This is a genomic window from Halobacillus sp. Marseille-Q1614 (genome assembly GCF_902809865.1).
In the GTDB taxonomy this organism is placed as follows: Bacteria; Bacillota; Bacilli; order Bacillales; family Halobacillaceae; genus Halobacillus_A.
The window spans coordinates 282,769-294,913 of record NZ_CADDWH010000001.1; the positions used below are offsets into that span (position 1 = coordinate 282,769).

General features: G+C 42.4%; 10 protein-coding genes. 7 read left to right on the forward strand and 3 right to left on the reverse strand.

What is annotated here, in order from left to right:
- Positions 1 to 23 precede the first annotated feature (23 nt).
- From HUS26_RS01375 to HUS26_RS01400, 6 genes are read left to right on the forward strand one after another with little or no spacing between them, the layout of a single operon-like run.
- Positions 24 to 827 (forward strand): MTAP family purine nucleoside phosphorylase, encoded by an 804-nt coding sequence (locus tag HUS26_RS01375; protein ID WP_173915451.1) that lies wholly within the window; start codon positions 24 to 26, stop codon positions 825 to 827.
- 7 nt (positions 828 to 834) lie between these two features.
- Entirely contained in the window at positions 835 to 2,244 is a 1,410-nt protein-coding gene (locus HUS26_RS01380; protein ID WP_173915452.1) for an amidohydrolase family protein, read from the forward strand.
- Positions 2,245 to 2,256: 12 nt separating this feature from the next.
- Positions 2,257 to 2,865, forward strand: a complete 609-nt coding sequence (locus HUS26_RS01385) for a class II aldolase/adducin family protein (protein ID WP_173915453.1) — start codon at positions 2,257 to 2,259, stop codon at positions 2,863 to 2,865.
- Positions 2,866 to 2,890: 25 nt separating this feature from the next.
- A complete protein-coding gene (mtnA, locus tag HUS26_RS01390; protein WP_173915454.1) occupies positions 2,891 to 3,958 on the forward strand; it encodes an S-methyl-5-thioribose-1-phosphate isomerase in 1,068 nt (355 codons plus the stop codon).
- Positions 3,959 to 3,994: 36 nt separating this feature from the next.
- Positions 3,995 to 4,165, forward strand: coding sequence for a DUF1427 family protein (locus HUS26_RS01395; protein ID WP_371809526.1), 171 nt, complete (start codon positions 3,995 to 3,997; stop codon positions 4,163 to 4,165).
- 19 nt (positions 4,166 to 4,184) lie between these two features.
- A complete protein-coding gene (locus tag HUS26_RS01400) occupies positions 4,185 to 6,362 on the forward strand; it encodes a malate synthase G (protein WP_173915455.1) in 2,178 nt (725 codons plus the stop codon).
- Between the two features lie 116 nt (positions 6,363 to 6,478).
- Here the strand turns inward: HUS26_RS01400 and HUS26_RS01405 are convergent, their stop codons facing one another.
- The 3 genes from HUS26_RS01405 to HUS26_RS01415 form a co-directional block, all read right to left on the reverse strand.
- Positions 6,479 to 7,891: a LysM peptidoglycan-binding domain-containing protein gene (locus tag HUS26_RS01405; protein ID WP_173915456.1), complete on the reverse strand. Its 1,413-nt coding sequence runs from the start codon at positions 7,889 to 7,891 to the stop codon at positions 6,479 to 6,481.
- 142 nt (positions 7,892 to 8,033) lie between these two features.
- On the reverse strand, positions 8,034 to 9,335 hold the full coding sequence (locus HUS26_RS01410) for an alpha-glucosidase/alpha-galactosidase (protein WP_173915457.1): 1,302 nt from the start codon (positions 9,333 to 9,335) through the stop codon (positions 8,034 to 8,036).
- A gap of 72 nt (positions 9,336 to 9,407) precedes the next feature.
- Positions 9,408 to 10,469, reverse strand: coding sequence for a LacI family DNA-binding transcriptional regulator (locus HUS26_RS01415; RefSeq protein ID WP_173915458.1), 1,062 nt, complete (start codon positions 10,467 to 10,469; stop codon positions 9,408 to 9,410).
- Between the two features lie 322 nt (positions 10,470 to 10,791).
- On the opposite strand from HUS26_RS01415, the gene HUS26_RS01420 reads away from it, so the two are divergent.
- A complete protein-coding gene (locus tag HUS26_RS01420; protein WP_173915459.1) occupies positions 10,792 to 12,069 on the forward strand; it encodes an ABC transporter substrate-binding protein in 1,278 nt (425 codons plus the stop codon).
- The last annotated feature ends 76 nt before the right edge of the window (positions 12,070 to 12,145 follow it).

A 12,145-nucleotide genomic window follows, 5' to 3' on the forward strand; every position in this document is an offset into this window, starting at 1 on the left:
TGGATATCAAGGAGGATGAAGATATGAAAGTAGGTATTGTTGGAGGCACAGGTTTTTATAATTTAGTTGACGGTATGGAAGAACAAGTCGTATCCACAGAATATGGAGAAGTTACGGTATTTGCCGGAGAGCATGCAGGAAAAGAAATCTACTTCCTTCCTCGTCATGGAAAAACTCATGACAGCTTGGCTCACGAGATTAACTATCGTGCCAATATGCTGGCATTAAAAGAGTTAGGCATTAACCACGTAGTGGCCATGTGTGCGGTAGGTTCACTAAACCCTGAGATTCCCGTCGGAGCCTTAGCTTTATTAGATCAGTTCATGGATGCCACTACAAAGCGTGTAACTACTTATGGAAAATACTCTGTAGAAATCACGCAGCCGTACTGCCCGGATCTTAATCAAAGCTTTTTAGATGCTGCGAAAGAATTAGGTTATGACATTACAGCAAAAGCAAACTACATCTGTGTCGACGGTCCGCGTTATGAGACATCGCTTGAAATCAATGTGTACAAGCAGTGGGGCATGGATGTAGTCGGGATGACAAATGCAACGGAAGCCATATTAGCTCGTGAACTAGGTCTGGCTTATGCGGTTGTAACCATCTCTACAGATTTAGCAGCAGGAACGACGGACGTTCCACCAGATCTGGATACACATAAAAATGTCGTAAAAGACAACCAGGAAAAGATTCGCAGCCTGTTCCTTAAAACGATCGAACTTATCTCAGATGATAAACCCTCCATCGCACATGAAGCTTATGAAAGAGCTTTAGCCGCCAGAAAAGAAAAGCTGGCTAAGTCCACAACAAAAGCCAGCGTGTAGGCTTCAAATGTCTTTATTGATAAAGAATGCGCAATTCACTGCGATAGATTCTGAAGACGAAGTGCTAACTGGGAGTCTTCTAATAGAAAAAGGGAAAATAGCAAAAATTTTTCCTGGTGAGCCGGCGCAGATAGTTACTGCCGATGAAACAATCGATGCTTCTGGGAAGTTAATAATTCCGGGAATGACAAATGCCCATTATCATTCGTATTCCAATCTATTAAAAGGTACAACTAGCAACTTGCCATTAGAGATTTGGTCACTATATACGATCGCTTATGGTCATTCTCTCGACGATGAAGATATCTATCTGGCCGTTCTATTAGGAGCAGCCGATATGATTCGCAGCGGCATTACTGGATGCATCGATCATTTTCCGCATCTTCTACGGGTTGAATCAGCTCTAAAAGCATACGAAAAATCAAAAATAAATGTGGCGTTTGCGCCTATGATTCAGGATATATCTGATGAAGAGTTCTTAGGGCTGCCTCAGGAAAATCAGCTGGTCCGATCTATCGATGAATTAAGAGATTTTTTCACCAGGTTAGTTAAGGATTGGCATTTAAAAAATGATAAAATCCGCATCATGCTTGGGCCCAATGCACCTCAGCGCTGCAGCAAAGCAGCATTAGCTTTATGTAGAGAGGTTAGTAATCAGTATGGACTAGACGTCCATACCCATTTATCTGAAACAAAGGTTCAAAAAGACATGGGAGACCGCACCTTTAAACGAGGGTTAGTCGGTCACTTAGATGAAGCTGGGTTACTGAACAGCAGACTATCTGCCGCTCATGCCATCTGGCTGAATGAGAATGAAATTGACCTTTTAAAAGAAAAAGAAGTAACCATTATTCACAATCCGGCCAGCAATATGATGTTAGGCAGCGGCTTTGCTCCGGTCAGCCAGTACGTAACCCGTCAAATCCCCATTGCCCTTGGCACGGATGCATCAAACTGCGGAATCAGCCATAATTCCTTTGAGATGATGCGGCTCGCTCTTATGATGTCTCGCGTGAATAATCGAAACTACCAGGAATGGCTGGAGCCAAAGGACGTATTTAAAATGGCGGCCGTATCTGGAGCTGAAGTAATAACAGAGAGCAAGAGAGGGAAAATTGCAGAAGGATATGACGCCGACCTCGTTTTTTTAGACAAAAATTCAAAGACATTTATTTCAGAGGAAGATTCGGTTTCCCAAATGATTTTATACGAAAATGGAGACTCAGTGGATTCTGTAATGATCATGGGAGATTGGGTGTATCGAGATAAAAAAATACTCGCTTTTGATGAACAGCAAGTTATCCAGCAAATCCAGGAGAAAGCAGAGAAAATAAGAAACGGAGCCAAAGGTGCTCTTGCCTTAGCAGAAAGAAAAAGACGTTCCGTTGAAAAGTTCTACCAGCATTTTTATAACTAGGAGGGTGTAACGATGAGTTTAGAGCTATTAAAAAAAGAACTTCAATATGTGTCCCATAAGGTTTATCAAAAAGGATATACACAGGCCACAGGCGGAAATATCAGTGTCAGAATTCCAGGAACCGACTATGTGTTAATAAAGCGCAGCGGAATCAGTCTTGGGGAAGTAAGCCGGGAAGATGCACTTATCGTCAATATGGACGGAGAAGTCGTTGAAGGTCAGGGCAAGCCATCTAAAGAGATCGGTTTTCACTTAGGAATTTATAAAGTACGACCGGACGTTAACGCCGTTGTTCACTGCCACCCTAACTACTCAATTGGATATGCATGTATGGGGATGGAGCTTCCACTACCAACTGTCACTGCTCAAAAATTGTTGGGCCATGTACCTGTTGCTGATGTAGCTCCGTCTGGATCAAAAGAACTGGCTCAGCATGTAACAGATGTATTTATGAAATATCCAGATATTAAAATCACACTAATGAAAGATCATGGTGTGTGCTCAGTAGGACCTACGCTCGAAGCGGCTTATAACGTAGTAGATCTTGCTGAAGCTACAGCTAAGCAGTCTTTCATTCTTTCTCAGCTTCGCGTAAATGAAAAAAGCGCTGTAACTCAATAAAACCATTGATAAGGAGTGAGAGAAAATGAGACCGATCGAGGAACTGGTTAATCATTTTAAAGAAAAAGAACTTGCCCTGCCTATCTGGTTTGAAGGCGGTGCTATTAAGCTGATTGATCAAACAAAGCTGCCTTTTGAAGAAGAGGTCTGCACGATTACTACAATAAGCCAGCTGGGTGAAGCGATATCCTCCATGATGATCCGCGGTTCTGGTGCGATAGGAATTTGCGGCGCTTACGGAATTTTTTTGGCAGCTTTGAACTCAAAAGGGAGTTCAAAGGAAGTAAGAGAAGCTGGAGAACTATTAAAAAGTACAAGGCCGACAGCTGTAAACTTAATGAAGACAGTCGATGAAATGGTGGCTGAAGCCGTCGGATCTGGCGACGAACTTATTTCAAGGGTGGAAAAAAAAGCTGTAGAAATACTTAACCGCCAGCTTGATTTTGAATATCAGCTGGGAGCTTATGGTGCAGAGTTAATTAATGATGGGGATACTGTTATGACGCACTGTCATTCAGGTGCTTTTGGCGGTGCAGGTTATGGCGGCAGGGCTATTTCTGTTATTAGAACGGCCCATGAGCAAGGAAAGAACATTCATGTCTATACTTGTGAAACACGTCCATACTTACAAGGTGCCCGCATTACAGCTTTAGAACTGAAAAAGTTCGGCATTCCTCATACTTTAATTACAGACAATATGTCAGGATTTTGTATGAGTGAAGGGATGATCGACAAAATCGTCGTAGGATCTGACCGTGTAGCGGCAAACGGGGACTTAGCAAATAAAGTGGGAACCTATATGCACGCTCTTGCAGCGCAGGCGCACAACATACCTTTCTATACGGCGACGTCGAGCCATACCATTGATTTCAACACTCGAAGCGGCAGGGATATCGAGGTAGAAATGCGTAATGCAACTGAAGTTACTACTTTTAAAGGTATCCCGACAGCACCAGAGGGAACCCACGCGCTATATCCATCTTTTGACATAACCCCAAATGGGCTGATTACAGGGATCATTACTGAAAAAGGGGTAATTTCATCACCTTATGAAACGAATTTGAAAAAAGTTATTGATAAACTAACGGTTTAAACTACTAGAAGCAGGTTTGGCAGGAGGTCGTAATCTATGATAAAAGAAGCTCTCCTTGCAATGCTGGCAGGGATCGTAATCGGTGTTGTATTTAAATTAATTAAACTTCCTTTACCTGCCCCTCCTGTTTTAGCCGGAGTTCTTGGCGTCGCAGGAGTGTATATTGGCGGAAGAATCATTGAAGTCCTTTTTACGAGATTCCAGTAAATAGAGGAGGAAGAGAAAAATGCGTGATTATATTAAAGTTGGAAATCTTCAAGTTGCCCATAATCTTTATGAATTCTTAAATACAAAAGCTCTTCCTGGCAGTGGAGTAGATCAAGAAAAATTTTGGAATGATTTTGAGCTTTTGTTAAAAGATTTAACACCTGTAAACAGATCGTTGCTTGAAAAAAGAGATGAAATTCAGGAGAAGCTAGATCAGTGGCATCAGGAAAATCAAGCAGCCCGGGACTTAGACGAATATACTTCCTTTTTACGGGAGATTGGCTACTTAGAACCAGATGTTGAAGACTATAAAGTAACAACTGAAAATGTTGATATTGAAATTGCTAATCAGGCTGGCCCGCAATTAGTGGTTCCTGTAGATAACGCGCGATACGCCCTTAATGCAGCGAACGCAAGATGGGGGAGCCTGTATGATGCTCTTTACGGAACCGATGCCATCAGTGATGAAGGCGGGGCAGAAGCTGGAAGTACTTACAACCCAATTCGTGGTGAGAAAGTCATTGAGTTCGCTAAAGAATTCCTCGATGAAGTATCTCCTCTGGAAGAAGGCTCCCATAAAGACGTTATAAAATATGAAATTAGAGAGGGAGACTTATTAGCCTCATTAGCTAACGAGAAGCAAGTTGGTCTTCAGGACTCTAGTAAATTAACTGGGTACCAGGGTCTGCTGGAAGACCCTTCCTCAATATTACTCCAAAACAATGGATTGCACGTTGAGATCCAAATCGATCTTAACCATCCTATTGGAAAGACTGATCAGGCTGGTGTAAAAGATGTTGTGCTTGAATCAGCTACGACAACTATCATGGATTGTGAAGATTCAGTAGCTGCCGTTGATTCAGAAGATAAAGAATTAGTGTACAGCAACCTGCTTGGTTTAATGAAGGGAGAGCTCAGCGCTTCCTTTAACAAAAATGGCCAAACGGTCACTCGCCGGCTGAACCCAGATCGTGAATATATAAGTCCAGAAGGCAAAGAGGTTAAGCTGAAAGGTCGCTCTCTAATGTTCATGCGTAATGTCGGACATTTAATGACAACAGATGCTATTTTAGATAGTGACGGACAAGAAATTCCTGAGGGTATTATGGACGGAGTGCTTACAAGTTTGATTGCCAAGCATGACTTGCTGCGTAACTCAACGGTCCAAAACTCTGCAGAGGGATCGATTTATATTGTAAAACCTAAAATGCATGGCTCAAAAGAGGCGGCTTTTGCAAATAAGCTGTTTGACCGTATTGAAGATATGCTGGGCTTAGAACGAAATACATTAAAAATCGGTGTCATGGATGAAGAGCGCCGAACTACTCTAAACTTGAAAAATTGTATCCATGAGGTAAAGGAACGGATTGTGTTTATTAATACAGGATTCCTGGACCGGACGGGGGACGAGATTCATACATCCATGGAAGCGGGTCCTATGATTCGCAAACAGGAAATGAAGAACTCTGTCTGGCTGCAATCTTATGAAGCTTCCAATGTAAACGTTGGTCTTAAAGCTGGACTTCAAGGCCGTGCTCAAATTGGAAAAGGGATGTGGGCGATGCCTGAAATGATGCAGGCGATGATAGAACAAAAAGGAAGTCAGCTTAAAGCAGGAGCTAATACGGCCTGGGTTCCGTCCCCAACAGCTGCCATTCTTCACGCCATTCACTATCACCGTCTGAACGTAAGCGACGTGCAAAACAAATTAGCGGAACAAATTAGAGACCTTCGCGAAGATATATTGCAAATCCCTGCTGCTTCTCATCCAAAGTGGAGTGAAGAAGAAATCCAGAGAGAGATTGAGAACAATGCCCAAGGAATCTTAGGATATGTTGTCCGCTGGATCGACTTTGGCATTGGTTGCTCTAAAGTTCCGGACATCAACAATATCGGCCTTATGGAAGACCGCGCTACTCTCAGAATTTCAAGTCAGCATATCGCTAACTGGATCCGCCATGGTGTTGTCTCTAAAGAGCAAGTACAGCAGACAATGAAAAACATGGCGAAAGTCGTGGATGAACAGAACAGTCAGGACCCAGATTATCGTCCAATGTCAGCTGATTACGAAAAATCAATTGCTTTTCAGGCAGCTTGTGAGCTGGTGTTTGAAGGTACTAAACAGCCTAATGGTTATACGGAACCTATTTTGCAACGCCGCCGTGCAGAAGCCAAAGCCCAAAAAGTGAGTATGTAATAATTAAATAACAGTTAAAAGACCAGTTCAGTACTGCACTCCAAAAGTTATTTTTTCACTCTAACTTTTGGAGAGCAGTACTTTCTCTTAAGTGAGGAACTGGTCTTTTTTAAAATTCATAGCTTTCGTATTTGAAAATTAGACTGCAGCACCGGCCAATTCTGCGGAAAAGGATTACCCAGCACCCAGTAACTGCCGCCTCTTAGATCGTATGCTTTGATTGTGTCGTATTTCTCCTGCATGCTGCGGGCATCTTCAAACCAAACTTCATGCTTCTGTCCGCTTTCATCTGTATAGAAAAAGTAAGGGGACTGGTATTTTTCATCGTACTGAATGGGCACTCCATAACGAGCAGCAAGTGATACGGCTTCCTGAGGGCTTACAGTGCGGGCGAATGTCCCCTGCACCCAAGGGATTTTCCAGTCTCGGCCGTACAGCGGGATGCCCATAACTATTTTGTCTCGCGGGATTACGGTTACTGCAAAGTCAAGAACTTCACGAACTTTATTGATCGGAGCAATCGCCCACGGTTCCCCTCCAGCCCAGCCCCATTCGTAAGTCATGAGGACAATGAAATCAACGATTTCCCCCTGTGCGCGATAGTCGTGCGCTTCATATAATAAACCTGTCTGATCCTCCTTGATTTTGGGGGCAAGCGCAGTGGATACAAGAAGGCCGGCAGGATGGAATTGAGCCGTTAACCTTCTAAGAAAATTATTATAGTTTTCCTTGTCTTCTGGATAAATATATTCAAAGTCTATATTTATCCCTTGATATCCTTTGGATTGAATCTCGTTCAGCAGGTTCGTAATTAACGTTTCCTGGACACTTTCATTCCGCAAAACAGCAGCTGCCAGGTCAGAATCAAAACTGCCCTCTTTAAAATTAGTTAAAGTCAGGAGCGGAGCAATGTTCTGAGACTCCGCTGCTTGCAGTAAGGGCTGATCCTGCCTTTCCGTAATGCTTCCATCTTCTCTAATCGCATACATAAAAGGAGATAAATAAGTGAAGTTTCGGCCGAATGCCGTTACCTCCTGTGCTCCCTGTGGATTAATTTGAGTGGTATAGGCATTTATTTCTTTAATCGGTCGATCAGGGAAAGGAATACGGATTATCTGCCCTGCGTAAATCAAGGATGGGTTAGTAATATTGTTGGCTACTATAAGCTCTTCGGTACTGACATCAAAACGATCAGCGACCTCCCATAAGGTATCACCTGGCTGAATCATGTATCTACTGTAAGGATTGATCAGCATTTCGCCAGCCATAATGCGAGAAGGATCAGTTAAACTATTAGCCGCTGCCAGTTCATTGATTGTGACTCCATACCTTTGGGAAATTGCCCATAAATTATCACCGGGCATAACGACATATTCACGGCTTGGTTCAGGAATAACTAGCGACTGCCCAATAACTAAAACATCCGGGCTCGGGGGCTGATTAAGATATATGATCTGATTTATGTCTACACCATAGGCCTGGGCGATCTGCCATAAGGTATCTCCGCTTTTCACGACGTGAATCCTCATAGGAACTCTCCTTTGTAAAAAAACATTCTATATTTACAGTATTCAATAGAAACCTGTCTTAGTATAGATGACCTTATTTTGGCGCAAAGAAAAAGACGGCGGAAGGGGCAGGGGAGCGCCGATTTCCGTCGTCTTTAGTCTATTATTTAAATTCAGGAAGCCAATCACCGTGAGCTTGAATAAGGTCATCACACATAGAAACTATATCATCCATGGAAAGTTCTGCACTCGTGTGAGGATCAAGAAGAGCTGCCTGGTAAATGTGCTCTTTTTTGCCTGTTACAGCGGCCTCAATCGTCAGTAACTGTGTGTTGATGTTTGTTCTGTTTAACGCAGCCAGCTGTTCTGGAAGATCACCGATGTAAGCGGGAAGAATACCATTGCGATCTGCCACACATGGAACTTCTACACAAGCGTTTTTGGGAAGGTTGGAAATAAGGCTTCCCGTATTTAATACATTTCCCCCAAACTTAAACGGGATGTTCGTTTCCATCGCTTCGATAATGCGGGATCCGTATTCGTGAGAACGCTCGTGGCTAAGCTGTGCATTATGGACAATTTCCTCGCGCATTTCTTCCCATTCTTTAATCTGATTGACACAGCGCCGCGGATATTCATCAAGCGGAATATTAAACCGGTCAATCAATTCTGGATAAGCATTCTTGATAAAGTAGGGATGATACTCTGCATTATGCTCTGAAGATTCGGTAATGTAATAGCCGAATTTGTCCATCAATTCAAAACGAACCATATCCTCATGTTTTTCCTTCTGTTTTTCTTTAGCCCGTCGTTTAATTTCCGGATACAAATCCTGTCCGTCTCTTTTAACCTCAAGAAGCCAAGCCATGTGGTTAATACCGGCTATCCTTTCTTCGATTCCTTCATGCTCCATATCAAGAGCATCGAATAAATCCTTTGTACATACCTGAACACTATGGCAGAGCCCGATGGTTTTTACATTCGTATGGCGAAGCATGTACCCGGTAAGAGCAGCCATTGGATTCGTGTAGTTAAGCAGCCAGGCATCAGGACAAATTTCTTCTAGATCGTCCGCAATGGCCTTCATAACAGGAATAGTTCTAAGGGAGCGGAAAATACCCCCAATTCCTATCGTATCCCCGATTGTCTGCTGAAGCCCGTATTTTTTAGGGATATCAAAATCGATTACGGTACTCGGTTCATAGCCTCCCACCTGTATGGCGTTAATCACATATTTGGCTCCTTTTAATGCTTCCTTTCTGTCTAAGAAAGAAACAATCTTAATCGACTGATTGTATTTTTGTGCTAGATTTCTCAGCATCTGTTCTGATTCGTTTAGTCTCTTTTCATCAATGTCATGCAGTGCAAATTCAAAACCATTTAAAGCAGGAACAAACATACAGTCACCTAGGATATTTTTTGCGAAAATCGTACTTCCTGCACCGATAAATGTAATTCTTGACATAGAACATTCCTCCTGTTTTTATGAATTTTTATTGAAAGCGTTTTTAATTAAGTAGAAAAAAATTTATGTGAGTTAGACAGTTAATGATTCACGGCTGACTATTCCAGATGATTCACGAATCTCAACTTGGCACGGGTGAATGATCTTTGCAGCTATTTCTCTGCCTTCCATTCGTTCCTTTAATAGTTTTACAGCGGATTTCCCCATCTGTTCAGTAAAAACTTTTGCAGTAGTGAGTGATGGATTAATAAATTTCGCGATTTCAATATCGTTAAAACTTACGATGGATACATCATCTGGACAATTAATACCTGATTCGTGCAGTGCCCGTATAGCTCCAATAGCGAGTGGGTCACTGGCTATTACAAAAGACGTAGGAAGATTCCCTTTGCTGATGGCCTGCTTCATCAGCTGATACCCGGTGTCTGTTGACCATTCACCGAAGTAAACATGTTCTTCATCATAATAACCGAGGTTATTCATGATTTTCTTGTAAGGAAGAAAACGCAGCTTTTCTACATTATCCATATCGTCTAACTCGAGCGGGGAAGAGGTGGAGTGAATCGTTTCCTTTCCACCAATAAATCCAATCTCTTTATGTCCAAGCGAGATCAAGTGTTTCATTAACTGACTCGTTGCCCCGTAGAAATTTGAAGTAACGCTGTCAAAGATCTCAGGGTTCGGTGATTCATCGACAAAAACGACTCTATTAAATCTTTCATAGATTTCGCGGACTGTCTCAGGTGAAACTTTTCCAACGACGATAACTCCGTGAAGGTCGTTGAGGCTGCTTTCTTCTAATAAATTTTGGCCCTGCCGCACAACAGTAGAGATATTTAAATTTAAATGGGCACATTCGGCTTCGATGCCGACTCTAAGTCCTGTGAAGTACTCATCCTCATATTCGTAGTCTCGTGAACAGAAGACGATCAAGCCAATCGACTTTTTATCTTTTGATAATATAGAAGATTTTTTCTTATCGGTTAAAGATAGATAGTTTAGCTTTTTCGCAGAATGTAAGACTCGTTTCCGAGTAGACTCTGCGACGGATAAGGTTTTATCGTCTCTCAGCACTCTGGAAACGGTAGCGATTGAGACATTGGCCTCTCTTGCCACATCTTTTAAGCTGGCCATTTTCCCACCTCTTCTCTCTTTTAACTAAAATTTTACTTATTATTTAATTTAACACAGTTCTGTTTTTAATACAAAACATTAATCGGCCTTTATAACCCTTATTAATGCAAGAAATAAAAGAGTAATTCACCAGTAAAAAAACTATGAGAAATTTCAAAAAATGGCTTGTAAGCGATTTCTCTATCTGATATATTCATAGTAACAAAGATAAAATTTTAGTAAAAATATCCACAGGACTATTAGTGATGTTTTACTAAGGATGATGAAAGGGCAGTTCAGGTTTTCGTCTTAAACTATTTTTAATAAAACGAGGAGGTACACAATGAAGAACTCATTGATGAAGTTAGTTGGCGGTATCGGTATGGCAGCTTTGCTGGCAGCATGCGGAGGCGGCGGTGCAGAAAGTGAAGGCGGCAGTGATGGAGAGGTTAGCGGAGCTCAGGAAGGTAAGCTGACGGTAGCTCTTACTGCCAGCAGTGAAGGGGAAAGAAATACTTTTGAAGAATTAATTGCTGAATTTGAAGAAGAAAGTGAAGTTGATGTTGAAGCCAGTTTCCCAGCTGGGGGATACGAAGACCAAATGAGAGTCCAGATGGCAGCGAATGATCTGCCGGATGTATTTGATACGCACGGCTGGTCTCAGCTCCGTTATGGTGAGTATGTACTTGATCAAAGAGATATGGACTGGGTGGAAAACCTGAAGCCGGCAATGAAAGATATCGTAACTGACGAAGACGGTAAGGTGTACACTTATCCAGTGAACATGGCTCAGGATGGTGTCATCTATAATAAAAATGTATTAGAGAAATATGGAATTGAAGTACCTCAGACATGGGATGAGTTCGTAGAAGCTCTAAAAACCGTCCGTGATGAAAGTGGCGGACAAGTTGCTCCATTATGGGTTGCCGGCGGAGATGGATTTCCATTAGGTCAGATGGTTGACCAGATGATGACGCCTATGTTTGCCACGGATGAAGAAAATGATTATACAGAAGAGTTTTTGGATGGATCTTTTGACTGGAGTCAATATGAGTGGCTTCCAGAACAGCTTCTTATGCTTCAGGAAGAAAATCTTTTAAACCAGGACGTTTTAACCGCTAAGTATGCGCAGTCAGCTGAAATTATGGCTGGTGAACAAGCTGCTTTCATGTTTTCTGGTGGTTCTATCGGACCCGATACTACTCAAGTGAACCCAGAAGTTAAGCTTGGACTGATGCCGACTCCAACTGTACATGAAGGGGACGAGCCTGTCTGGATTGGCGGAGAGCGCTTTACTCTTGCTATTTTCAAAGATTCTAAGATGAAAGAAGAAGCAAAGCAGTTCATCGAGTTTATGGCTGAGCCTGATAATGCCCAGCGTATTGCCGAAGGAACAAACCTGGCTTCAGCTCTTGAGGGCGTGGAAGCGGACACTTATTTCTCTGAAGATCTTAAAAAATATGAAGGTACTGAGATTGTCAGCTACTTCGACCGGGTTTACCTTCCAAGCGGCATGTGGGACGTAATGTCGACAACTACTGAAGAGCTGCTGGCTGGCGGCACACCTGAGCAAGCGGCTGATACGATGGAATCTGAATATGACCGATTAAGAGAAGAATAATTCTTGTTAATGGAAAAGGGAGAGTGCATGCTCTCCCTTCTATATTAAGGAGTAAACTCTTTTTATTATTAAGGAG